Below are 25,849 nucleotides of genomic sequence, written 5' to 3'. Positions count from 1 at the left end.
AATGATGAATGAAATCAACACTGATAAATTAGAAGTCAAAAATACTTCTCAAGGGGCAGAACTACCACACTTGGGAAGAATTTTTTTTGCTAGGTTATTTGATGTTGTGATTACAGCAATTCCATCAATAATTTTGTTAATTTTTTACCCAGTTACTGATTGAGTTGGGGCAGTAGTTGTCACTGCTGTTGGGTTATTAGTAATTTTGCTTTACTTTGTTACTATACCAAGTTTTTTTGCAGGAATGACTTTAGGTAAATTAATTTTGGGTTTACGTTTGGATCGACATGAGAAAAAAATTGGTTTTTTAGCACTTTTAGCTAGAGAAACCTATTACCTTTTTATTCCCAGTTTTATCTTATTAATTTGTCAAATTACCACAATAGTGGTTTATAGTGCTATGAGTAAAAACCAAAACATTAGTCAAGAGAATATTTCTGAAACTCTTAATTTAATTCAAAGAATTGGGTATTTAATTTATGTTTGCTGATACTTATTTGTTTGTGTGACAATCTACTTACAAAAAAATCACCAATCAAGTATTGATTATAAATTAAAAATATTTTGTGTAAAAAAACCAGAAAAACAATTTACAATAATAAATGAAGCAGAACCTGTCACATTTCATGTTCATTTAGAGGACAAAAAACCTGGGATTATCCCAGTTGAAGAAATTTTTAAGGAACCAGAAATAGAAGAAGAAACACAAAGATTGGAGGAACAAAATGATGAGTAATATTTTAGCAGATTTAAATGACCAACAACTATCCAGTGTTATTACTAGTGATGTGCCTTTAAGGATAATTGCTGGGGCTGGAAGTGGTAAAACAAGAGTAATTACAACAAAAATTGCTTACTTAATTGCCCATGAAAAAATTAATCCCAGAAAAATTCTAGCAGTTACATTTACAAATAAGGCAGCAAATGAAATGAAGAACAGAGTATATAAACTTACTCAACAAACAACTGTACCATATATTATGACTTTTCATGCCTTTTGTGTGCGGGTATTAAGAGAAGATTTTCAAGCAGCAGGTTTAACACCAAACTTTCAAATTATCGACCATGCAGATCAGGTGCGGATTGTTAAAGATGGTCTAAAGCACCTTGATGCATATGACCCCAAAGCAAAAGAAGAAAGCAGAATTATTGGTAAAATCAGTGTTTGAAAAAATAAGTTTCTTAAACCAAATGAAGCTGAAAAAGAAAGTATTTTGCCAGCAGATAAACGTTATGCAAAAGTTTATCGTTATTATCAAAATCATTTAGAACAAAATGACAAAGTAGATTTTGATGATTTGATTTTAAAAGTTCATGCTGTATTTAAAGATAATCTAGAAATTAGGGGCAAGTGACAAAATCGTTTTGATTATGTTATGGTTGATGAGTTTCAAGATACCAACTATTCTCAATTTGATTTAATTCGTTGAATTGTTGGTGCGCGAAATTGTTTGACAGTGGTGGGGGACCCAGACCAAAACATTTATTCATGAAGAGGTGCAAAATTAAGTATTATTTTGGATTTTGAACAAAACTATAAGAATGCCAAAACAATTATGCTAACTCAAAATTATCGTTCAACAAAAAACATTTTAGATCTTGCTAATAAATTTATTGACAACAATAAAAATAGAGTTAAAAAAGATATTTTTACAGTTAATAGTGAAGGTAGTAAATGTCAAATTAAAGAAGCAGCTTCAAAAAATTTTGAAGCAAAATTTGTAGCCCAAGAAATTAAGAGACTTGTGGACTCAGGTGCATATACTTATGCAGATATTTATGTTTTGTACCGAACTAATGCTTGATCAATTGAATTTGAAAAAGAGTTAGCCAATGCAGGTATTCCTTATGGTTTAGTCGGGGCTTTTCGTTTCTTAGAAAGAAAAGAGATTAAAGATGTTATAGCATTGTTGAAAATGGTTGCCTTGCATGAAGATACTGCTATTGAAAGAGTTTTTAAATTTGTTCCCAAAATAGGAACAGTAACAGCTCAAAAGATTTTTGATGCAGCTCGAATTCAAGAAATTAGTGTTTATGAATTGTTAACCCAAAGAACTGATTTGGTAAATGACATTACCAAACATTTAGCAGAGTTTTGTCAAATGTTAAAATTAGCAGAGACAGCTTACCTAAATGATGAAAGACTTGTTGAAGTTGCTAAAATCTTAATTAATAAGTCAGGTTTAAAAGACAAATTAAACCTTAAAAATAAAGATGACTTTGAAGTAGAGCAAAATATTAAAACTTTTTTAGACCAAATGACCCAATTTGATTTTGACTATGAAAAAGAACCCCAATCAATTGTTAGGGTAAACAAGTTTTTACAAGATATTTCCCTGGTTACAAGCACAGAAAGTGAAACAGAAGTGCCAAATAAAGTTAGCTTATTAACAATTCACTCTGCCAAAGGTCTTGAAAATAAAGTTGTTTTTATTGCAGGATTAAATCAAGAAGTTTTCCCATCTAGAATGAGCCTAAGCTCTATTGCTGGGCTTGAAGAAGAAAGAAGAGCCTTTTATGTTGCCATTACTAGAGCACAAGAACTCTTGTATATCTCTTATGTTGTTGGTGAAAGGTCTTACATTACAGGTGGAAATGAATTAGGACCAAGTCGCTTTATTGGTGAATTAGATCCAGAACTTTATACCATTGAAAAAAACATCTTTTTCCATTCACCAGGAGTTATGACCAGTCAGAAGTTTAGTTCTGGGGTTGTTGAAAAGGAACCTGAAAAACTAGATTCAGGACTTGAAATTGGAGATTGTATTAGCCATTTAATGTTTGGTGATGGCCTGGTTGAGCAAATTTTAGACCGATTTATTAAAGTAGCATTTAAAAACCCTGCTTTTGGGGTGAAAAGCATCCCAATAAAGTCGAGTGTTTGGTCAAAAATTAAGCACTAGAATTTAAAAACAGTGAAAAAAATAGTATTTTTTGTAAAAAAATGCTTGTAAACCTATATAATATAAATGTTAGGAGGAAGATTAAATGACTTCATTCAAAGCAATTATTACCGACCCTGTCGGATTACATGCAAGACCAGCTTCTGTATTATCAAAAGAAGCATCAAAATTTGCTTCTGATATCAAATTAAAATGTGGAGATAAAGAAGCTAACTTAAAATCAATTATGAACGTTATGGCACTTGCAGTAAAAACTGGATCTGAAATAACAGTTGAAGCAGAAGGTGCAGATGAAAAAGAAGCAATTACTGCAATTGAGCAATCAATGAAAGATAATTCAATTATCTAATTTATGATGCAAATACCTGAGAAAAGGTATTTTTTTTCTGTTGAAATGATTTTAATGGTAAGGATTTTGTGTATAATTATAGTTGATTACTTAAGGAGGACATAGATAATATGGCAAATAAAATGATGGGAATTGGTGCTAGTGCTGGTGTGGCAGTAGCAAAAGTTTATATTTTAGATGAACAACCAATTGTAATTCCACAAGATACAGCAAAGGATGTTACAGCTGAATTAGCAAATGTTAGTCAAGCTATTACAAAGGCAAAAGCAGATTTAGAAAATTTGCAAAAAATAGCTCAAGAAAAATTAGGAGCAGAAAAAGCAGCAATTTTTGAAGCTCATGCTTCAATTTTAGAAGACCCAGCCTTGACAGAGGAGTTTGAAACCCTGATTAAAACTCAAAGTTATAATGGTGCAAAAGCAATTGGAGAGGTTGCTGAAAAATACATTGCAATGTTTAGTGCAATGGAAGATGATTATTTCCGCGAAAGAGCTGCAGACGTAAAAGATGTCACAGATCGTTTGATTCGTTATATTTTAAACTTACCAGTAGCTGACTTAGCTTCAATTGCTGAGGAAGTAATTATTGTGGCAGAAGACTTAACTCCAAGTCAAACTGCCCAACTAAATCCAGCTTATGTTAAAGGTTTTGCATGTAATGTTGGGGGTAGAACTTCACATGCAGCCATTATGGCAAGAAGTTTAGAAATTCCAGCAGTTTTAGGTTTAAAAACTATTTTAAGTGCAGTTAGTGCAACTGATGTTTTAGCAATGGATGGGGCAACTGGTGAAATTGAAATTAATCCTCAAAAAACAGATGTTTGAACCAAAAAAGCAGAAACTTTTAAAAAGGAAAAAGCAGAATTAGAACAATTTAAAACTAAAAAAACAGTAACAAAAGATGGTTTCGATGGCTTTGTGTTAGAAGGAAATATTGGTAGCCCCAAAGATGTTGCAGCTGTCTTAGAAAATGGTGGAGAAGGAATTGGATTATTTAGATCAGAGTTTTTATACATGGATAATGATCACTTCCCAACTGAAGAAGAACAATTTGAAGCTTATAAACAAGTAGTTACAGATATGCAAGGTAAAGTAACCATTATTAGAACTTTAGATATTGGTGGGGACAAAAAACTATCTTACTTTAAATTCCCTGAAGAAATGAATCCATTTTTAGGATATCGTGCCATTCGTTTTACTCTTGATCGCAAAGACATTTTTAAAGACCAAATTAGAGCACTATTAAGAGCTAGTGCTTTTGGACCAGTAGGAATTATGTTTCCTATGATTGCTACAGTTGATGAATTTAAGACTGCCAAACAATTTACTTTAGACTGTAAAGCAGAACTTGAAAAAGCTGGAGTAGCAGTAGGAAAAGATTTACAAATTGGAATGATGGTTGAAATTCCAGCAGCAGCAGTGTTGGCAGACCAATTTGCTAAATATGCTGACTTTTTCAGTGTTGGAACCAATGATTTAATTCAATATTCAATGGCTGCTGACCGTATGAGTGAGCATGTGACTTATTTATACCAACCATACAACCCAGCTATTTTAAAACTTTTAAAATTAACAATTGATGGAGCTCACAAACATGGTAAGTGAGCTGGAATGTGTGGAGAAATGGCCGGAGAACCTGAAGCAGTACCATTATTAATGGGGCTAGGACTTGATGCTTACTCTATGTCTGCAACTAGCATCACAAAAGCTAGAAGCATTATGGCTAAATTAACTAGAAAAGAAACAGCAGAACTTGCTAACAAAGCACTTGAATGTGATACTACTGATGAAGTTTTAGCACTTGTACATAAATTAATGCAAACTAAATAATTCATAAATCTCAAATTATTTTGAGATTTTTTAATTTGTGTTTTTAAGGCAGGAAGAATATTTTTTAGTAAATTACGTAAAAAATATTGATAAGTTAATTGAGGTGATATTATTATCTTAATTAAGAAAGTGATGTGATATGCGTGAAAGACAATTGAATAAATAATTTTATTGAAAGTAAGAAGGATCTGTTTTTAGATATTGTAGCCGTAAAAGCATGTGAAGATGTTGTAAATAAAGTTGCTAATGACAAAAATGTTGATAAGGTTTTTCAAGAAAAGCCAAATCAACTATATATTGAAATGGAAAAGATATTTGACACCACAACTGATGACTTTATGATTGCAATTATAGGATTTTCATTCAAAACAGGTATCTTCTTTATGCCAAATGACTTAAACTTTTCAGGTAAACTTGATATTTATAAGGGTAAAGATGGTAAAAGGTTTGTTGAATTTTCAAAAAAATCTTTGGAAGCCTTTTTAAAAATTGTAGATATCTTATTAGAAAACGAGGTGCAGTATACACTTATTTCAGAGATGCTTGGGATGGTACTGGGAACCTCAAATAATGATGAGAAAACTCAAATTAAAGAAAAACTTAAGAAATGGGTTGAGATAACCAATTTTACTGATGATGAAGAATTGTCAGTGAAGAAGTTTTGATTTTTAGTTAAAGCTATAAGCACTTTATTAGACTATAAAGATGTTAATCAAAATCCAGATATATTGTTAAAGATTGACAATATGATTGAATTTTCTAAAGGCCAAGGAGATACTGCAAAATCAAATCGTTCAAAATTTAACCAAATGGGATTTGACTGTATATTTCCTCCTGCCTTTGATTTAAAAATGAAGTATTATCAAAAGAATGGAAATAAAGAAAGTGAAAAAAACACTGCTAGAGAACTAGCAGAATTTTATGAAACAGTTGCCCAAAAGAGAATTGAAGTTTTAGATGCTAATAATCTGCAAGTTGCAATTAAACTTTATGAAGATATTGTTAGACTGTGTCACTCATGTGGCATTCAAGAAAAACTTGCAATTGCCAAAAAGAGACTAGATGATTTAAAAAGACAACTTGAAGAAATACCTAATTCTAGTAAGGTTATTTTTAATGAAAATTTAAAAGATCTATTACCTGAAGAAACAAAGACAATAATCAATAATCTTACTAATGGATTTCCTTGCCTTAGTTTAATTGATCAAATCAGATTTATTATTAAACATTTACCATTAGTAACTAGAAAAGAAATTCAAGCTATAAGAGAGCATAATAAGAAAAATATGCCACTCTTTGAATTCTTTAACAAACGCATTATAAACGAAAATGAACAAACAGTATTCTCAACAAATAGCGAAGAGAGCAAAGAGAGTTATACCTTGTTTCATCATATTAATGAGATTATGATAGTGTTTGGCAGTTTATCAGAAGTGATGTTTGAAAATCATTTTGACGTTGATTTATTAAAATATATGCTTAAAAAGGAATCAATATTAGAGAAGAGACTGTATTTTATAAATAAAGGACTTAAACTATTTTTAAGTGGGGACTTTTATATTGCACTATATGTTATTGTCCCACAGATTGAGTATTGATTTAGAGAAGTGGTATACCAAAATGGTGGACAAACATCAAATTTAAATAGCTTTCCAATAGAACAAACTAAGGCTTTATCATTTATGTTTAAATCACCAGAATTAAAAAGTTATCTCGGAGAAGATGTATGTTGATTGTTTGAAGAGATGATGACAAAAGAACCAATGAATATCAGGAATAAAATTGCTCATGGACTGGATTTAAATGACAATGGATTTTGTGTATACTTCATACTATGTGTAATAAAGTTAATGTTAGAACCAGAATTAAATGAGATGTAAAATAAGAACTTTATCTTAAGTAACATGGACATTTCCCATTATTAATGACACATTGTTGTTCAAATATTTTAAACTTAGGATATTTTTTTAACAAAAATTCTATTATAATATTCCTAGTGGAGGAAATTTAAATGGGATTATTTACAAAAGACAAAGCTTTAGAAATAATGGCACCTGTTGACGGTGAGATTATTGAATTAAGCAAAGTAGAAGATGAAGTATTTGCTGAAGGAATGCTAGGTGAGGGTCTAGCTTTTATACCAGCAAATGGTAAGTTCTATGCACCTATGGATGGAACACTTGTAACAGTCTTTCCATCAGGTCATGCCTATGGAATTAAGAATAAAAGTGGTGTAGAAGCATTGCTACACATTGGAATGGACACAGTTTCACTTGATGGAGAAGGGTTTGATGTAAAAGTCAAACAAGATAAAAAAGTTATGGCCGGAGATTTACTTGTAGAAGTTGATCTAGACTTAATTGCAAAAAAAGTACCTTCAATTCAAACACCACTAGTTTTCACTAGTGAATCAATGAACGGTAAAAAAATTGAAATTCTAAAAACAGGTAAGGTAAAACAGGGAGAAGCTATTGCCAAAATTGTGTAAGAGTTTATTGAACACTTAATTAAATTAGGTGTTTTTTTATGTCAACTTTAAGAAATTGTATACAATTTTCAATTTCTCCTTAAAAATTGTATACAATTTAAGAAAAATAGCGTATAACAATAATGTAGATTCTTGATAAGAATTTCAGAATGGAGGAATAAAAAATAAAGTCATTGCTAACCAATGAAGAAACTAGTTTTTTTAAGGATAAAAAGCAACGCAAACAACTTAAGGTTGAGAAAAGTAAAGAAAAGTTGGATCGCTATGAGGCAAAACAAATCCAAATCCTAGAAAAACAGATTCTAGAAACTCAAGCTAAGTTTGAAAAGAGTAATGAAAAACTTGACAATAAACACCAGGCAAAAATTGCCAAATTAACAGCAAATAATGCTGATCCAAAAGTTATTGAAGAGGTTAAAAATTATTTCATTAATAGAAAGGCTTACTTAAATGAGGGAGTTGAGGTAGCTCTCAAAAACCTTTCATTAGCTAAGCAAGATTTGATTGATGGTCTTGCCAGTGCTCATGAAAATAATATCCGTATAAATTTGACAACCATCGATTATAAAATATCAAAAATTAATTACAAAAGAAGTTGAAAGAATCTCGAAAAAGAAGCAGATTTCTCTCAATATAAAGGAAAAGAAAAACAAGAAAAGGTTCGTACAGCTCAAAAAGAGTTGTTTGCAAGTGGTGATATGCTTTGAAAACCTATGGGATTACGTTGAGAAGACTACTGTTTGAGTTTAAAAAATAGATGAGAATTATGAAAAAGCAATACTCAAATTAAAATTCACCAATGTAGCCAATGATCTTTTAAAGAATGAGTCAATTTAAAAATCTGAACCATTCCCTTATGAATGTATCTATCATTTGTGGGAATTTTAGTGGCAACAATTTTAACTGGAATTGTTGAGGCCAATATGATTTATGGTCCTGCAATTTTACTTACAATTGCAATCATTTCAGGGGTTATTTTTAGTAAAATCCCAATTTGAAAAAAATATTTTGGTGGAGCAGTTATGGGTTCAATGTTTGTTGGAGCATTTCTAGTTTACTTTGGGGTTATTTCAAACCCTGGTAAATTGGCAGGTGTTGAATGAAATGTTGGACACCATGTTTATGCATCAGTTGAAGCTTGATTTAAAAACCAAGATTTCTTGAGTTTATATATTTCAGTTTTACTAGTTGGTGCAGTATTGCTGATACCAAGAAAAATGATTATCAAAGCCACAGGAGGGTTTTTTGTACTAATCCTTGCTGGAACACTTTTAGGGGTTGCTCTGGGATTGGTTGGATCATTAATGACTGGTATGTCAGTTAAAAACTTAATCTTATATTATGCATTACCAATTTTATGTGATGGAAATGGTGGAGGAATCCAACCAATTGGTAAAATTGCTGAGAAATTTGGTTATGACAATGAACTGTGAGTAACTAGAGCATTAGCCATTTCAACTCTGGCTTCAATTATGTCTGTAATTGCTGCAGCAGTAATCAATGGTGTTGGTAAAGCAAAACCTTCTCTATCAGGAAATGGAAAATTAATGCTTCATGATATTCATACAGTTGATCGTAGTGCCAAAGCAAATGATCATACTATTGCATCAGCCTTATTAATGATTTTGATGATTTATATGCTAAGTGATCTATTTGAAAAGGCTATTTTTACAGAAGAAAGAATTAAAATTTTAGTACCGAACTTTGCTTGAATGATTATTATTTGTTTATTATTAAATTTATTCAATGTAATTCCAACTGATATGAAGTTAAGTGCTGAAAAAATTAACAAATTTATTTCAAAACAAACAACTTGATTATTAATGGTTGGGGTTGGAATTATTTACATTCACCTAGATGAATTTATTAAAGCCCTAAACCCTGAAGCATTATTTATTTCATTCTTGTTTGTACTTGGTGCCACAGTTGGACCAATGTTATTTGCAAAAATGTTTAAATTTAATGCTGTTGAAAGTGCAGTTTCTGCTGGACTTTGTATGACAGCCCAAGGTGGATCTGGAGCTATTGCTGTTTTAGGGGCAAGTGAAAGAATGAACTTAATGCCATTTGGACAAATCACTTGTAGAATTGCTGGAAGTATGATTCTAATCTTTGCAGCTATTGCTTTTGCTCAATGACCACCAGAAGGTAATGAAATTGTAACAAATTTAGGAGGAGTTTTATAAAATTATGACAAAAGATAAGAAAATAATTGTGGGTAGTGTTGAAAGTGGAGACATGTTAGTAACTATTACTCCAACCACCACTCAAGAAAATGAAATTATTGTTGATTCAAAATTTATTCAACAATTTGGTGAAGAAATTAAAACAATTGTAGCAGGAATTTTAAAAGATTATAAAGTGAATGGTGTGCTTGTGGAAATAAACGACCAAGGTGCTATTCCAGCAGTAATTAGAGCAAGGGTAAAAACTGGTATAGAAAGATATTTAGCAAAAAATGACTAACTTTTCTCGAACTAAACCTAGAAAACACATGTTATTTTTACCTGCAGATAAACCTGCTCTATACCGAGATGCTGTCTTTTACAAACCTGATACTATTATGTTTGATTTAGAGGATGCAGTGGCTTTTTCAGAAAAAGATGCTGCTCGCATGTTGTTGGTTGAAATTTTAAAAGATATTGATTACAATGCAAGTCAAATAGAAACTTGTGTGCGAATTAATGGAATTGACACTCCCTTCTTTGAGAAAGACATTGAAGCTAGTGTTAGTGCTAGAGTAAACATGATTCGTATGCCAAAAGTAGAAACTGTGGCAGATGTAGAAGCACTAATTGAATTGCTAAAAAAATATGAAACAAAGTACCATAGTACTTGTGAAACTAAAATCTTTTTAGCTTTTGAAAGTGCTTTAGGAATTTTAAATGCTTATGAAATTGCAAAATCTAGTCCCCGCATTGTTGGGGTGGCCCTTGGAGGTATGGATTATTTACTTGATTTAAAAGGAAGTAGACTGCCAAATCGTCAAGAGTTACTGTATGCTCGTCAACACTTGGTACATGTAGCAAGAGCCTTAAAAATAGATGCGTTTGATGTTATTTATGCAAACACAAATGATGTGGAAGGCTTTAATGAAGAATTTAAATTTATCAAAGGGTTAGGATTTAATGGTAAATCAGTAATTCACCCAAATCAAATTAATTTGATTAATAAAATTTATCAACCAACTCCAGCAGAATTAGATTATGCTCTAGAAATGAAAGCAGCTTTTGAAGAAAGTTTAAAAAACAACAAAGGAGTTTTCTTATTTAAAGGAGCTATGGTTGATAAACCTGTTGTTGAAAAACAATTAGAGATCATTGAACTTGCAAAAGAATTTGGAATGGTAGGTGCAGAATAATGAAAAAACCAGAACTGACAAAAGAATACTTACAAAAAATAGGTCAACTCAACTATGAGCTAGAACCTTTTAATAAAAATCAGGCTAAAACCTCAAATTTTAGTTCAATCTTGACTCAACTTCCAAATAAAGGAATTGTGCGAGACAAAGTGGTCGATTTAAAAACTGCAATTAAAAATAGTGGTTTAAAGAATGGGATGACAATTTCATTCCACCATCACTTTAGAAATGGTGACAAAACTGTTAAATTAGTGATGGAAGCAATTAAAGAATTAAAAATCAAAGATTTAACTGTTGCTAGCAGTAGTTTCACAGATGCTCACAACTTTTTAACAAGTTATATTGAAAGTGGAATTGTCACTAGTTTACAAGCAAGTGGGTGTCGAGACACCCTAGGACAGTTTGTTTCTGCAGGTAAATGTAAAAAACCATTAATTATTAGAAGTCATGGGGGCCGTGCTCGAGCAATTGAATCTGGAGATTTAAAAATTGATGTTGCATTTATGGCAGCTAGTGCTAGCGATTGCATGGGAAATGCCAATGGAATGATGGGTAAATCACGTTGCGGTAGTTTGGGTTATGCAATGGTTGATGCCCAATATGCAAAATATACAGTTATTCTAACTGATAATTTAGTAGAATTCCCCAATAAGGTAATTTCAATTCCCCAAACTCATGTTGATGCTGTTGTTTGTGTTGAAGAAATTGGAGATCCAAAAGGAATTATGAGTGGAGCCATTCGTTTAACCACCAACCCCAAAGAAGAAATCATTGCTGAAAGTATTGCAAAAATTATTACTAGCACAGATTTATTTAAAAATGGTTTTTCAATTCAAATGGGAACTGGAGGAGCATCACTATCAGCAGTTAAGCATTTAAAAAAACATATGATTGAAAAGCAAATTAAAGCATCATTTTGTTTGGGAGGAATTACTTCTCATCAAGTTGAACTCTATCAACAAGGTTTAGTGACAAGTATTCTTGACACTCAATGTTTTGATTTAACAGCAGTTGAGTCAATTTATGAAAATGATGACCATCATGAAATTTCTGCCTCAATGTATGCAAACCCACACAACAAATCACCATTTGTTAATAAATTAGACTTTGTTATTTTGAGTGCACTAGAAGTTGATGTTGATTTCAATGTAAACGTTATGACCGGAAGTGATGGAGTAATTCGAGGAGCATCAGGAGGTCATTCTGATACTGCTGAAGGTGCAAAAGTCTCAATAATTTGCTTACCATTAATTCGAGGTCGATTAAGTTGTGTGGTTGATAAAGTAAATTCAATCATTACACCAGGAAATACAGTGGACATTGTTGTTACAGACTTTGGAATTGCGGTAAACCCATTAAGAAAAGATTTAATTGAACAATTGACTACTGCTGGTGTAAAATTAAAGAGTTTACAAGAGATGAAAGAATTTGCCAAAACAATTGTTGGTGAACCAAAACCAATTGATTGAGATTATTCAACACCAGTGGCAATTGTTGAAGCCCGAGATGGTTCAGTTCTTGATGTTATCTATAAAGTGAAAGGATAAAAATATGTTAGAACAAATTTTAGAGGCTAGAAGTAAAAGGACATTACTATTGGAAAGCAAACTAAATTCTCAAAGTTTTATAGTTACTTTTGGGTTAAATATTCCTGGTGATAATAAAACTGGTCCAAAGAAAAAAGAATTTATTAAAAAGTATTTTTTTGAATACCTTTCCTTTATGAGTAAAAGATTTGAAAGTATTAACTATGATTTCATTGAAGATTCGGTAGGATACGTTTATTATATTTGAATGAATGATGCAGATCCATATGAAGTTAAAAAAATGTCTCTTAAATTTGAAGATCTAATTGGAGATAAAAGTGTTTTAATAGATATTGATGTTTACAGAAGTATTTTTGACAAACTATCTCGTCAAGATTTAGCAGAGTTCCCCAGAAAATGTTTTTTGTGTGAACAACCTGCAAAAGTTTGTGCTTACAAACAAACTCATTCTTATGAAGAGTTACTAGATTTTACAGAACAAAAATTAAATGAGGATGTCAAATTTGTCTTACCTCATAAATATATTTTAGAAGATATTGTTAAAGAAATTAGTCAAGGAGATTTACAACCAGGAGATCGTTTGAAAGAAATAGAACTCTCAGAAAAGTATGGAGTTTCTCGCACTAAAATTCGTGAAGTTCTTAAAGAACTTAGTGAGTACGGTGTAATTAATTTAAAAAAATCAATGGGTGCTGAAATCAAAGAGCTTTCCAAAGCAGAAGTTATTGAAATTACTGACTTGAGAATTCAGATTAAGCAAATGCTCTTCTTGGATGTTTTTGAAAACCTTGACAACAGCGGTTTTTATATTATAAAAACCATTCATAGTAAATTAAAAAAAATTGATAAGGCAAATGTTGACTTAGTGAAAACCTGAAATAAAAAGTTTTATGTTTTGGTTTTTGCTTTATCAAATAAAAAATATACAAAAAATCTATTTAGAAATTTAGAGATAATTTTTAGTCACATCTATTATCAAATAGATTTAAAAATTATTGATGGGAGTTTTAATATGGGTCAATATCATTTGAAAATTTGTGAATGCATTATGAATAAAGACAGGAATAATTTTTTAGAAACATTGCAAGTTTATTTTGCTAAGTTAAAGGAAATTATCATTAATCTTTAATGGATCAAGTTCAATTTGAAAAACTGGATTTAAATAATGCAAAAAGAAAAATTCAAGTAACTGATTTTTTAAATCAATTTGATTTAAATTATACTGATGTTGACACTACAATTATTGCTACCATTGAAAATGAAATTGTGGGAGTTTGCAGCAAGTTAAATAACTTAATTAAAAATATTGCCATTGGTGAAGAATATAGTGGTATGAATTTAACAAATTCCTTAATCACAATGATGGTAAAAGAAATTTTTACAAATGGTTATGATAATGCTTTTGTAATTACAAAATTTATTAATAAACAAATTTTTACAAGTTTAAACTTTAAAAAAATTTATGAGAATGATGTAATAGTTTTTCTAGCATTAAAAAACCAAACCTACTTAGATTATAAAAAAAATGATCCAAAGTTTAGAGTATAAAGACAAAACTGCTTTTATAGTTTTAAATGCAAATCCTTTAACTTTGGGACATCTTTACTTAATTAAAACTGCAGCTAGTGAAAATGAACATGTCTATTTAATTCCTGTTGCAGAAGATAATTCTTTCTTTACATATGCAGAAAGAACCAAAATAATTAAGGCAAATATTAATGAATTTGAAAATGTTACTTTATTGCCAGGTACAGAGTACTTGATTTCTAAAAACTTTTTCCCAAGTTATTTTTTACAGTCTAACTTGCAAGCAATTAAAGAGCAATCAAACTTAGATGCAAATTTATTTTGTGATTTACTAGAAGGTAAAAAAAACATCACTCGCTATGTTGGTGATGAACCTTTTTCAGAAACTACAAAATTATACAATGAAACTTTACATAAAGTTTTAGAAGAACATGGTTTAGCGTTAAAACAAATTTCAAGATTAGCGGAAGCAAAAAAAGCAACCAGTGCTTCATTGGTTCGAAAGCTAATTTATGAAAATTATTTTGAAAGCTTGAAGAATTTAGTTTCAACCAAGACCTACAAAATAATTTGTGACCAAAAATATCATCAAAGAGCAATTGCTCATCCTGAATTAATCTTTAAGAATAATTAATGTTATCTAAAAACAAAATTAGAACAAGTATATCAGCACAACCACCAGGTGAAATATTTTGTCTGATAGCTTCGTTGTTGATTTTAATGATTTGAGCCCAAGTTAGCTTTTGCTCTAATAAATCAGAGAAGACTTTTTCATAATTTTGTTTTACTTTTAATCATTCTTGATAACCGATTTTGTTTATCAAAGTTGAGTCATCTAAATGAAGAGTTAATCAAATCAGCATTGTAAAATATTTTAGATTGGTTGATAAATCAAGTTGGGCAATAGCTTTATAGACTTTATAGCCCTCAAAAACAATCTCATAACCTGTTAGGGCATAATCAATTGCATGCTTTAAACTGTAAATTTTACATTGAGACATCGATTTTGAGGCAGGTCTGTGCATATTTCTTAATGGTTTGCAAAAATTTATAATGATACTTTGTAAGTCTTGGCCTGTAGCTTGGTGCAATTTAAAGCAATAATAGAAAATTCCAGCACAAAAAATTAAACCCTTGTGGGTATTGATGTTTTTGGTAAGGTTAAACATTAATTGCTCATACTTATAACCAATTGTTTTTAAGTCATCAAATGATTTAATTTGAGTAAAATTATAATCAATTTCTAAAAAATAGGGTTTGAAAACTTTAAAGCTCTTTAAATAGGTATGATAGTTCATATCTTGATGAGAACCTGAATTCTTTTTAGAAACTAAGCCTAATGAAGGATAAAAACTAAATTCTGTTTTAATAGCTTTTAAAAATTGTTTACTTATTTTATTTTTCATCTGAACCCCACAATTTATTATAAAATAATTATATAACAGAAAGGTAATCAACAAATGAGTCAAATTAAAAACCATATTGCTGCCTTAGAAGCAGCCAAATTATCAACAATTGTAAGAACAAATGACTTTGATCATGCATATAAAATTATCAAAGCCAGTCATGAAGCAGGCATTAAGTTTATTGAAATTACTTTAACTATTCCTAATGCCTTGGAGTTAATTACAAAAACTCGTCGAGATTTTCCTGAACTTTTCATTGGTGCAGGAACAGTCTTAAACACAGATCAAGCCGAAGTCTCGTTAATGGCTGGAGCTCAGTACTTGGTTTCACCAATTGCTAGTGTTGAACTAGTAAAATGAGCAAGAGCAAAAAATGTTTTGTGCATTGCTGGGGCAATTACCCCAACAGAAATGTATAGTTTATGAAAGGCTGGAGCTGATTTAATTAAATTCTTTCCAGCAACTGCAATGCCAACTGACTACATCAAAATTATTCATAACCCACATCCTGAATTTAAATTTATAGCTACTGGAGGAATTGATTTAAGCAACATTAATGACTACTTAAAAGCTGGTTGTATTGCTGCAGGAGTAACTGCAGATCTTGGTGGTGCTCCAATTAAAGCAAGTTATGAAGAAATTGTGGCAATTGCCAAGCAATATGTCAACAAAGTAAAAGATGTCTAAAAAACTTGTTGTAAAAATAACTGATATTGGAGTTTATAATAAGAAAAATCTGCAATTAGCTAATCTAAATTTAAAATTATATGAAAATGACTGTCTAGCTTTAGTTGGACCTCATGGATCTGGGAAAACCACAATTGCTAAGTTAATCACAAATGAGCTCTTACCAAGTAGTGGTTACGTGCAGTATAATTTTGATATTAAAGATATCCATAAACAAATTGGATATCAATTTAGGCATAATAGCTGACCAAATGGTTTTAAAACTAAGGATATTGTTAAACTTTTCAAGTACATTCACAATGTGATTGATGATGAATGATACAATAATTTGATTGAGACTTTTAACTTAGCAGAAATTTGAAATAGACAAATTTCATCATGCAGTTATGTTTGACACCAAATTATCTCAATGTTTTTAGCAGTTTTACGACGTCCCAAGGTTTTAATTGTTGATGCAATTTCTTCAACACATGGGTTAGATGAGAAAATCAAAATTATTAATTTTTTAAAAAAATATCAAGCAGAAAATAATGCTCTCCTAATATTTTTATCAGCTGATGAAATGATTGTCAAAGAACTTTGCAATCGGATTATCAGTTTGGATAGTAAAAATATTGTTGAGGATTTTTACATTAAAGATATGATAGATTTTGATTTTAATACCTACCAGTTAAAATTTATGGCAAGTTTAAATGAACCCACTTTAAAACGTCAACACAATGAACTTGAAGTTTTGTTGAAAGAATTTTTAGAAAGAGAAAAGAAGATTCTAAAGATTGAAAAAAGCATCTTAAAGGAATTAGAAACCAATGAGAAAATTAATAAGAGTGACGTTGATAAGATTGCCTTTAAAAACATCATCTTTCACTCAGGTAATATTAAAAAATTATTAACCTCAATTGGCAATGAGCCTAATATTTCAAAAAAACTTGTTAAGAATATTCGTTATGAAGTTAAAAAAATTCTTAATTATGACAAAGAGATGTCGCAGCACTTACATTTGCATGAAAATATTGCTCAAATTTATAGTGAGTTTGAACTGAATATATTGACTTTCTAAAGAATGATTTTAAAAAGCATTTCAAATGAGACAGAATTAAACTTGGTGAAGGCATTATTAAAATTTATGATTATAAAAAAGATAGAGAACTTAAAAATATTAAAAAACAAATTATCAAAAGGGAATTAGAAAAAATTAAGATGGGATTGATAAATGATGCTGACATTAAATAACCAAAAAATTTTCACTCATCTTTTTAAAATCCAGTGAAACAATTATTGAAAAGACATTTTAAATTTGTTTTCCGGAACCATTTTGATTGTTATTACTTTGTCGATTTGGATGTTAATTAGAAGTGAAAATGGTTTTTTATATGATAATTATATTTTAGGATCTTGTGTTGGGGTTGTTACTGTCAGAACTGGAATGAACAACTTATCAAAAAATATTACTAATGTTAATCAAATTATTAAATTAGAATCAATCAATAGTTTTCGTCAAAGATTACAAGTATATTTGTCACTATTTTTATTCAACCACACAATCAATTTGATTAATGTGGCTGCAGTTGTTGGTTATGCCACTTTGTTTTCGCGCAGTATTTACATAATCTCAAATATAAATTGGGGGATGGTAATTTATGCTTATTTTCTAATTTTATTTACTGCAAATTTATTTGCTTTGTGCTTAAATTTAATTTTCAAAAACCCAGAATTAAATGAAGCTTTAATGGAATTCCATTACTTTACTGGTGTTTACCTACTTGGCCTAGTGATTCCATTTTACTTAATTGCAGATCACAAGTTAACATTAATTGCTAGTTACTTTATTTTTTATCGCTATTCAATAAATATTATTTGTGCTGGATGGATGAATTCTAAAAATTTCATTATTGTCAATCAAGATGGTTCAGCAGTAGACTTAGGTTATCATGAAAATGCCTGGATCCCATATGTAGTTTCTTTACTACTTGTGTTGGTTTTGGGAATAATAATTTTAAGTATTATTTATATTAAACACACTAAAACTAAAAAAAGACAGTTAAGAAGAATTATGCATCGTAGTAAAAAATATTTACAAGCCAAATTTAAAACTATGGAAAATAAAGAGGAACTTAAAAAATATTTACGTGCACAAGAGGATCAACTAAATGAAAAATAGTAAAGTTATAAAACAAATTTTGATATTAGAATTTGGCTTGTATCGGAAATCACCAATGTATATTTTCTTGTCATGAATTTTAGCTTTGTGTTTAGGAATAATTTGGTTAGAAATTAGAGTTGGAGATCCCTTTGTGATTTCTGCTACCATTGCGACCTTAACAATCACCAATACTACAATTGTTTATTTAAAAAGTTTAAATACTCATAAACAAAAACAGTTTTACCAAAGACTTGCATATAACAAAGTAAGTAGTTTTACTTACATTTTTGCAACCATGTTATTTAATTTTCTTATTAACACTATTGGTTCAATATTGTTTTTTGGAGTTGGGTTATTATATACTGAACAACTGCGTTATCTAACTTGGTTTTCACTAACAATCTTTTTTGGTGCTTACCTTCTGTTTTGGCTAACTTGTATTTTATTTACTTACTTTTGTTTTAGTTATATTAAGTCCACAGTCGCTTGTCAAATTTTAATTGTAGCTTTTCATATGATTACTTATAATGCTATGGGGTGCACGTTCCCATTTTATTCAATTGTTAATATTAAAGTTTTAAATAGTTTAAGTTACATTATGCCAAATCGTTTAGCAATGAACTTTTTACAAGCATCATATGTTCAAGCCTGAAATTTTGATTATGTTGATGTTTACTTTGCTGGTAAGTATGATTTGTACTGAAGAATTGGGACAAATCTTGGACTAATTTTAGGACTAATGTTTACAATTATTGGCACTTTAATTATTTTAATTGTTGCAAAAACTTTATATTTAAAAAGACTAAAGTTTAAAAAAATTGATGATATTGCTGGAACCAGAGCTTATTTGAGGAAAATTAAAAATGCTAAATCACTGGCAGAGATTAAGCAATTGCAAAGCAATTGAGCTGAAAAGAGACCAAGTTCACAGCAAAAATCTAATTATGAAAAGAGTCAAGATTAAAAGTTAGATTAAAGCAAACAAATTCTCGAGATTTTCTTCTTTATTTTTTCAAAAGAGCACTAGAAATAGGCTCTTTTGATATTTTTTTTGCACCCTTGTTAGTTGGGGATTTAGTAAAAAACACTGATTAGAGTATAATATAACTAGAGAGAGGTAATTAATTGTATTTTTAGGTTATATTGGGGTTATTGTTAAAAGAAACTTTAAAAATTTTTTTCTTGTAATAGTCATATAATTAAAAGTGCATTAGATAAGAGGTAAATATTATGAAAAAGAAAAACACAGGAGCTTCATTGGTAGCTGATACTTTAATCAACCATGGGGTTGAATATATTTTCACAGTACCTGGAGCTAAAATTGACAAAATTATTGATGAAATTGACAATCGTAAAAATGGTCCCAAACTAATAGTTTGTCGCCATGAACAAAATGCAGCTTTAATTGCACAAGGAATGGGAAGAATTTCAGGAAAACCAGGAGTTGTTTTAGTAACTTCAGGTCCTGGAGTTTCAAACCTGGCCACTGGTTTAGTTACTGCAACCAGTGAATCTGATCCTGTTTTAGCAATTGGGGGAAATGTTAAGAGACAAGACATGACTAAAAGAAGACATCAAGCCATGAACAATGTGGCAGCAATGACTCCGCTAACAAAAGTTGCTGAAGAAGTTTTATCAGCAGCCAATGTTAGTGAATCAATCACAAACCTTTATAAAACAGCAATTTCTGGAAGAAAGGGAGCTACTTTCTTATCTATTCCTGCTGATGTTTCAACTGAGGAAACTGAGTTTGAACCATTAAAACCAACCACTTTGGTAAAATTGGGACATGCCAATCTTGAAATGTTAGAACAATTAGTTTCTGATATTAAACAAGCAAAATTACCTGTTTTACTATTGGGTATGAGAGCTAGCGATGATCCAACTGTGGCTGCAATTCGTGAATTATTATCAGTAATTAAATTACCGGTTGTAGAAACTTTTCAAGGGGCTGGAATCATTCCAAAACATTTAGAAGACACATTTTATGGAAGAGTTGGTCTCTTTAAAAACCAACCAGGTGACTTGTTGCTTGATAAATCAGACCTAGTAATCACTGTTGGTTTTGACCCAATTGAATATGATCCTGAAATTTGAAATAAAGACATTAATAAAAAAATTTACCATATGGATTATGTTATTTCTGAAATTGACAATTATTACCGACCACATATTGAATTAATTGGTAGTATTAAAAGAACCATTAAAAAACTATCTGAACTATTAGAGAAGGAAAATTATCAAATTCCAAAAGAAAATGAAGAATTCTTGACAAAATTAAAAGATAAATTTGAAAATATCACCAAACTATTTAAGTATCATGAAGATATTACTCACCCACTACAATTTATGTGAGAATTACGTCAAATAATTGATGATGAAAAATTCTCAACAGTAGACAATAATACCATTATTACAACAGATGTTGGTTCAATTTATATTTGAATGGCCCGTAACTTTAAGTCATATGAACCAAGAAAACTTTTATTCTCAAATGGAATGCAAACTCTTGGAGTTGCCCTGCCATGAGCAATGGCTGGATCATTTTTAAACCCTGGCAAAAAAGTAATTTCGCTATCTGGAGATGGAGGTTTCTTATTTAGTGGTCAAGAACTTGAAACAGCAGTTCGTGAAAAGCTAAATATTACTCATATAATTTGAAATGACTCAGCCTACAATATGGTTGATTTCCAACAAGTTGCTAAATATGGTAAAGGAGCTGCTACAACTCTTGGAGATGTAGATTTTGCAAAATATGCAGAAGCATTTGGAGCCAAAGGTTTTAAAGTAAATAACCCTGCCCAATTAGGTGAAATTTTAAGAGAAGCTCTTGCATACAAGGGAGTTGCTGTGGTTGATGTACCAATTGACTACGCTGACAACATTATTTTAGGAAACATGTTGTTAGAAGGGGTTGAATAAAAAATGCCTACAAAATTATTTCAGTATTCAACAATTACTTCATTAGTTCAAGGAAATTATGAGGGAGAAATCAACTATGTTGATTTCAAAGATCAAGGTGATTTTGGCTTAGGAACTTTTGATTCTCTTGATGGAGAAATGATTGTTTTAAATGGGGTATTTTACCAACTTTTAGCTGATGGAAGTGTCAATATTGTTGACCAAAATTATCGTTCACCATTTTTGTCAATTTGTAAGTTTACTCCTGAAACGACAGTCAAACTTACAAATCTTAAACAGCCAGAAGTTTTAGACCAAATCTTAAATTCTACAGCTAGTTCAAAAATTATTGCAATTAAAATTGAAGGTGAATTTGAACAAGTTTCTACTAGAACTGTGAGAAAACAAGTAAAACCTTATAAAAAAATGTTTGAAATTAATGATGTTCAAAGTGAAATGCACTTTCAAAATCAAACTGGAACAATAGTGGGATTTTATACACCTCGTTATTTAAACACCATTGGGGTTGAGGGAGTTCATTTTCATTTTTTAACTAGCGATTTAAATAGTGGAGGTCATGTTTTAAACTTTACTTTAAAACAAGGAACAATGAGTCAATGTACTATTGCTGAAATTGCTTTAAAGTTAGGAGCCAAAAATTTTGATCAAACTGATGTTCAAGCAGAAATTAAAAAGCTTGAAGGACATAATGACTAAAAAAATTTAAACTCATTTCATAAGAAATGAGTTTTTTAAGGAAATAAAGTAAAATATATTCAGGTGATTAAAATGGAAGATTTAGGACAGTTCATACCAATTGATGAACAAGAACCAGAAAAAGAACTAAACTCATTTCAAAAATTTCAAAATAAATACTATGGTTTAGAACATAAATTTGAGTTTGATAAGGGCAATTGAAAGGTTAATGGGATGATATTTGTAGTAACAGCCATCATTATCCCATTTACTTTTTCAGTAATTGCTACATTGGTTTTTGGACTTGGTAAAAGTGAAAACCAAAGTGTTGCATCTTATGTGCAAATTTTACAAATTATTTCAATATTTGTAGGGTTTGTTGTTTTGATTGGTAGAGAAAAAAACTATATATACAATGGTAAGGCATGATTATTCTTTTACTCAGTTTTACCAATTGCATTTGCAATTGCTCTGTCAATGGTTATTGGTCAATTATTAAATAAAAATCAATTCCTTGAAGCAATGCTTAATATTTGGATTATGATTATTAGTTGTGGTACTGTTTTGCTTATGGTTTTTATTATTGACAAAAATTTTGTTAAGAATTTCAAAGAATCATTAAGTAAAAGATTTTTACCATTATTTTTAACAGCTCTAGTTGGTGCCTTTGTCTTATTTGTGGCTCAAATTGGGGTTAGCCAGTTAGAGAATTTATGAGCTCCAAGTACTGACTCAAATAATCAAAGTTCAATTATAGGTATTTTAAAGGGTGATGATGCCACCAGAACAGAAAAGACTATTTATGCTCTATCTATTTTTATTTATACGGTTTTAATCGCACCACTTATTGAAGAAATAGTTTATCGCTACTGTTGAAACCTTAATACTTCAAATCGATGATTTGGATTTGTAACTAGTGCCATCGCTTTTGGATTTGTTCATTATGGTATAACTGGTGATTATGCTCATGCTTTATCATATACTGTTGCTGGATTTGTCTTTAGTGGAGTGTTTTTATGAACTAAAGGCAATACTGTGGCATGTTGATGAACCCATCTATTCAATAATGCCTTGTCATTCATAGTAATTATAAATAATGTACTTATAGGGAGAAGTTTATGACAATACTAACTGTGAATAGTAATGATGCAGGTCAAACACTATTCAACTTTATTAAGAAAAATTTTAAAGCCACCAATTTATCAATAATTTATAAATGGTTTCGCACCAATAAAATTAAAGTTAATGGCAAAAGAATTAAAGATCATAAATTAAAACTTGAATTAGGTGATGAAGTCAAGGTTTATGATAGTGAATCTGTGGTCAAACGTCAAACTGAGGAGTTAGTTGATTTTTCAACATTAGAAATTATTTATGAAGATGAAAACCTTTTGATAGTTGATAAACCTACTAACTTAGAAATGCATTCCCCCTATAACATTTGTTTGGACCTTATGGTGCAAAGTTATTTGATAAGTTCAAACCAATATGATATTGCTGCTGAAAATTCATTTGTTATAAGTCATGTTCATCGTTTAGATAAACTAACTCAAGGACTAGTAATTTATGCTAAAAATAAAATTTCATTAGATTCTTTACTTGATGCTATTAAAAATAAGGATAAAATTAAAAAATATTATCTTGTTAAATTAACTAATAACACCATTGAACTGGGTCGCATTCATGGTTACATTGAGTATAGTGAGGCTGAAAAAAGAGGGTTTTTCTCCAAACGAACTAATGGGAAATCAAAAGAATGTATGCAGTTACACAGATGGTTTGATGAGAAAAACAATATTTTAGAAGTGTTATTAATTTCAGGTCGAAAACACCAAATTCGTTGCATTAGTGCTTTTTATGATTGCCCAATAGTTGGGGATTTTAAATATGGAGCACCAAGAAATACAGATAAAAGAATTGGATTAGTGGCTTATAAATTATTGTTTAAAAACTTTACAGATCACTTGAGTTATTTAAATGGGAAAGAATTTCATTCAAAAGCCACCATTTAAATGGTAAAATTAAAAAAGTAAGAAATGGAGAACGGTTATGGTATCTACAAGACAAGGTATATTTAGTACAATTGTTGGAACAATGATCTCACTATTAAATGCAGTGATTCAATTTCTAACTATTTTCTTTGTTTTGTCAACATTTGGTTCTCAATTTAATGGTTTTATCCGCTTGGTATCATCATTTTCAATGATAATAATGACTGCAGATGCAGCTTTAGGAGTTGCTACTACAATTTTATTAGTTAAACCAATTGTTCAAAATGATTGAATTACTGCTAATGAAATTTATTCAACTGCTAAAAAAAATTATCGTAAGGGAGCAATCTCAGGGTTAATTTTAGCAGTACTGGCAAGTTTGGCATATCCATTATATGCTGGGGTAACTGCTAGTGGGCCAATATTTTCACCAGATTCATGAAAAGAAATCGGGATTGTCATTGTTGGTTCAGATATTGGGGGTAACCTTAGTCCAAATGCTGCCTTAGCATCATATTGAGTTTTATTGGGAATTACTCTAACTTTTAGTTTAAAAAATTTCTTTACTGCCTACTTTTTTGCAGTTTATGAAAATATTTTGGCAGCAGAAAACAAAAACACAGTGCGAAGAATTGTGATTTTATTTACTGACATTATTGTTTACTCAATTATGTTTATTTTGTTGGGAGTCACAAACGTCAATCCAGTTATTCCATTTTTATCAATGTTTATTTATGGACCTTTAAAAGGATTAATGATTTATTTTTATGTCAAGAAAAAAAATGTCTGATTAAAATATTATCGGGAATTCAATACCTATCGTTTATCTACTACAAAAAACAAAATTATGATCTCAACTTTGGGGACAAGTATTTTGTTAAATAGCGATATCTTGGTGGCTTCATTAGTGTTGGGACTTAATGTTTCATCAACTTTGTCACTTTATTTGGTGATTGCTGTAAACACTCGCTTAATAATGACTAATTTCATTACCTCTTTTAGAGAATTCTTTGTAACCTTAGTTACCAAGCGGGGGCGTTTGAGTTGAGAAAGCTATGTTAAATATGAACTTTATACATATTTAATTGCAGGCTTTACTTTTATAAATATGGCAGTATTATCACCATACTTTGTTAGTGCTTTATATGGAAATTTAGCAGCAAGTAGTTTAAGTGCTGGAACTGATTCGGCAATAATGGATACTAGGGTTTTTGAGTTTATGTTCTTTAACCCAAGATTTTCAATTCTTTATGCAGCCACAACTGCTTTAATTATTATGTGTGAAGCTCAAACTACAATTATTCAAGCCAAAGGGCGCTATGCAGAAGTTTCAAAATTCCAAAATTACTTAGGATTTAGTTATGTTGTGGCTGCTTTTGTGATAACTTATATTATTAATGCATTACAACTTGGGGGAGAAAACTGTTTAGTCATTGCTTTGGGGGTAATGTATGGTTTAAAAATAATTACTTTATTAATTCGTTACATGTACTTATGGGCATATGTGTGAAAATATGCAACTTATAATTCAAACTTTAAATATGTTGCTAATAATTTTGCAATCTTAATAACTCCAATTATTTTAATAAGTATTTTAAATGTTTACTTATTAAATCCATATTTAGGTGTGGCAGAATATGCCACAGGAGATGCAAAACTAGGACCACTAGTGGCCTTGTTCTTCTCAACAATTGCTATTTCTACAGTTGGTTTACTACTAATGGCATATGCTTTTTCTCCAAAAATGATGAATGGTATCATTCAAAATCTACCAATAATAAGTAGTTTTTTAAGTAAAAAAGCTGAGGCAATGCGCCAACAACGTTTTGAAGAATATGGAATTGACAAACAAGAAATTGTTGACAACTCCAATCAACTTGCTGCAGCTATGTATGCAATTGATGAGAAAAATTTCACAGATACTTTAGATATTGACAATGATCATGTTGAAATTGTTTCCAAAAATGCAAAAATTTATGTACTAAAAGGTAAAGAATAATTGCAACCAAACTTAAAGTTTG

At 30.4% G+C, this 25,849-nt stretch carries 23 protein-coding genes; 22 read left to right on the top strand and 1 reads right to left on the bottom strand.

Annotation, left to right across the window (positions count from 1 at the left end):
• Position 1: 1 nt before the first annotated feature.
• The 13 genes from SCLAR_RS06505 to SCLAR_RS06445 all read left to right on the top strand — a co-directional run bounded on the left by SCLAR_RS06505 (position 2) and on the right by SCLAR_RS06445 (position 14,638).
• A complete protein-coding gene (locus tag SCLAR_RS06505; RefSeq protein ID WP_100255108.1) occupies positions 2-736 on the top strand; it encodes an RDD family protein in 735 nt (244 codons plus the stop codon).
• A complete protein-coding gene (locus tag SCLAR_RS06500; RefSeq protein WP_100255107.1) occupies positions 726-2,903 on the top strand; it encodes an ATP-dependent helicase in 2,178 nt (725 codons plus the stop codon). The genes SCLAR_RS06505 and SCLAR_RS06500 overlap by 11 nt, the downstream gene beginning before the upstream one ends.
• 85 nt (positions 2,904-2,988) lie before the next feature.
• Positions 2,989-3,252, top strand: coding sequence for an HPr family phosphocarrier protein (locus SCLAR_RS06495; protein ID WP_100255106.1), 264 nt, complete (start codon positions 2,989-2,991; stop codon positions 3,250-3,252).
• A 110-nt stretch (positions 3,253-3,362) separates the two neighbouring features.
• The gene (gene ptsP, locus SCLAR_RS06490; protein WP_100255105.1) at positions 3,363-5,081 is read left to right on the top strand and encodes a phosphoenolpyruvate--protein phosphotransferase; all 1,719 of its coding nucleotides are present in this window, start codon (positions 3,363-3,365) and stop codon (positions 5,079-5,081) included.
• A gap of 143 nt (positions 5,082-5,224) precedes the next feature.
• Positions 5,225-6,961, top strand: a complete 1,737-nt coding sequence (locus SCLAR_RS06485) for a DUF4209 domain-containing protein (RefSeq protein WP_100255104.1) — start codon at positions 5,225-5,227, stop codon at positions 6,959-6,961.
• A 131-nt stretch (positions 6,962-7,092) separates the two neighbouring features.
• Positions 7,093-7,569, top strand: a complete 477-nt coding sequence (locus SCLAR_RS06480) for a PTS sugar transporter subunit IIA (protein WP_100255103.1) — start codon at positions 7,093-7,095, stop codon at positions 7,567-7,569.
• A gap of 173 nt (positions 7,570-7,742) precedes the next feature.
• On the top strand, positions 7,743-9,755 hold the full coding sequence (locus tag SCLAR_RS06475; RefSeq protein WP_100255102.1) for a 2-hydroxycarboxylate transporter family protein: 2,013 nt from the start codon (positions 7,743-7,745) through the stop codon (positions 9,753-9,755).
• 4 nt (positions 9,756-9,759) lie between these two features.
• Positions 9,760-10,035, top strand: a complete 276-nt coding sequence (gene citD / locus SCLAR_RS06470) for a citrate lyase acyl carrier protein (protein WP_100255101.1) — start codon at positions 9,760-9,762, stop codon at positions 10,033-10,035.
• A 28-nt stretch (positions 10,036-10,063) separates the two neighbouring features.
• Positions 10,064-10,930 (top strand): aldolase/citrate lyase family protein, encoded by an 867-nt coding sequence (locus tag SCLAR_RS06465; RefSeq protein ID WP_157795168.1) that lies wholly within the window; start codon positions 10,064-10,066, stop codon positions 10,928-10,930.
• Complete coding sequence (citF, locus tag SCLAR_RS06460; RefSeq protein WP_100255099.1) at positions 10,930-12,477, top strand: citrate lyase subunit alpha; 1,548 nt, start codon at positions 10,930-10,932, stop codon at positions 12,475-12,477. The genes SCLAR_RS06465 and citF overlap by 1 nt, the downstream gene beginning before the upstream one ends.
• Before the next feature lie 4 nt (positions 12,478-12,481).
• Positions 12,482-13,606: a citrate lyase holo-[acyl-carrier protein] synthase gene (locus SCLAR_RS06455; RefSeq protein WP_169921866.1), complete on the top strand. Its 1,125-nt coding sequence runs from the start codon at positions 12,482-12,484 to the stop codon at positions 13,604-13,606.
• Positions 13,606-14,025 (top strand): nucleotidyl transferase family protein, encoded by a 420-nt coding sequence (locus tag SCLAR_RS06450; RefSeq protein WP_100255097.1) that lies wholly within the window; start codon positions 13,606-13,608, stop codon positions 14,023-14,025. Before SCLAR_RS06455 ends, SCLAR_RS06450 begins: the two co-directional genes overlap by 1 nt.
• Positions 14,003-14,638 carry a nucleotidyl transferase family protein gene (locus SCLAR_RS06445; protein ID WP_100255096.1) on the top strand — a complete coding sequence of 212 codons (636 nt, stop codon included), beginning with the start codon at positions 14,003-14,005 and terminating at the stop codon, positions 14,636-14,638. Before SCLAR_RS06450 ends, SCLAR_RS06445 begins: the two co-directional genes overlap by 23 nt.
• Here the strand turns inward: SCLAR_RS06445 and SCLAR_RS06440 are convergent.
• Positions 14,625-15,410: a triphosphoribosyl-dephospho-CoA synthase gene (locus SCLAR_RS06440; RefSeq protein ID WP_169921865.1), complete on the bottom strand. Its 786-nt coding sequence runs from the start codon at positions 15,408-15,410 to the stop codon at positions 14,625-14,627. The genes SCLAR_RS06445 and SCLAR_RS06440 overlap by 14 nt on opposite strands.
• Positions 15,411-15,464: 54 nt before the next feature.
• Here SCLAR_RS06440 and SCLAR_RS06435 point away from each other — a divergent pair, with 54 nt between their 5' ends.
• The 9 genes from SCLAR_RS06435 to SCLAR_RS06395 all read left to right on the top strand — a co-directional run bounded on the left by SCLAR_RS06435 (position 15,465) and on the right by SCLAR_RS06395 (position 25,827).
• Positions 15,465-16,097 (top strand): bifunctional 4-hydroxy-2-oxoglutarate aldolase/2-dehydro-3-deoxy-phosphogluconate aldolase, encoded by a 633-nt coding sequence (locus SCLAR_RS06435; RefSeq protein ID WP_100255094.1) that lies wholly within the window; start codon positions 15,465-15,467, stop codon positions 16,095-16,097.
• A complete protein-coding gene (locus tag SCLAR_RS06430) occupies positions 16,090-17,157 on the top strand; it encodes an ATP-binding cassette domain-containing protein (RefSeq protein WP_100255093.1) in 1,068 nt (355 codons plus the stop codon). Before SCLAR_RS06435 ends, SCLAR_RS06430 begins: the two co-directional genes overlap by 8 nt.
• A 282-nt stretch (positions 17,158-17,439) precedes the next feature.
• Entirely contained in the window at positions 17,440-18,258 is an 819-nt protein-coding gene (locus SCLAR_RS06425; protein ID WP_157795166.1) for a hypothetical protein, read from the top strand.
• The gene (locus SCLAR_RS06420; RefSeq protein WP_100255091.1) at positions 18,248-19,204 is read left to right on the top strand and encodes an ABC transporter permease; all 957 of its coding nucleotides are present in this window, start codon (positions 18,248-18,250) and stop codon (positions 19,202-19,204) included. The genes SCLAR_RS06425 and SCLAR_RS06420 overlap by 11 nt, the downstream gene beginning before the upstream one ends.
• A 266-nt stretch (positions 19,205-19,470) precedes the next feature.
• Positions 19,471-21,162: an acetolactate synthase AlsS gene (gene alsS, locus SCLAR_RS06415; RefSeq protein ID WP_100255090.1), complete on the top strand. Its 1,692-nt coding sequence runs from the start codon at positions 19,471-19,473 to the stop codon at positions 21,160-21,162.
• Between the two features lie 3 nt (positions 21,163-21,165).
• On the top strand, positions 21,166-21,858 hold the full coding sequence (budA, locus tag SCLAR_RS06410; RefSeq protein WP_100255089.1) for an acetolactate decarboxylase: 693 nt from the start codon (positions 21,166-21,168) through the stop codon (positions 21,856-21,858).
• A 72-nt stretch (positions 21,859-21,930) separates the two neighbouring features.
• Entirely contained in the window at positions 21,931-22,968 is a 1,038-nt protein-coding gene (locus SCLAR_RS06405) for a CPBP family intramembrane glutamic endopeptidase (RefSeq protein ID WP_100255088.1), read from the top strand.
• Positions 22,956-23,849 (top strand): pseudouridine synthase, encoded by an 894-nt coding sequence (locus SCLAR_RS06400; protein ID WP_100255087.1) that lies wholly within the window; start codon positions 22,956-22,958, stop codon positions 23,847-23,849. The genes SCLAR_RS06405 and SCLAR_RS06400 overlap by 13 nt, the downstream gene beginning before the upstream one ends.
• Before the next feature lie 37 nt (positions 23,850-23,886).
• Positions 23,887-25,827, top strand: coding sequence for a hypothetical protein (locus SCLAR_RS06395; RefSeq protein WP_100255086.1), 1,941 nt, complete (start codon positions 23,887-23,889; stop codon positions 25,825-25,827).
• Positions 25,828-25,849: the final 22 nt, after the last annotated feature.

Source organism: Spiroplasma clarkii (genome assembly GCF_002795265.1).
GTDB classification, from domain to species: Bacteria; Bacillota_I; Bacilli_A; order Mycoplasmatales; family Mycoplasmataceae; genus Spiroplasma_A; species Spiroplasma_A clarkii.
The sequence above is the reverse complement of the archived record's forward strand: the minus strand, read 5'-3'. Positions and strand labels throughout refer to the sequence as shown.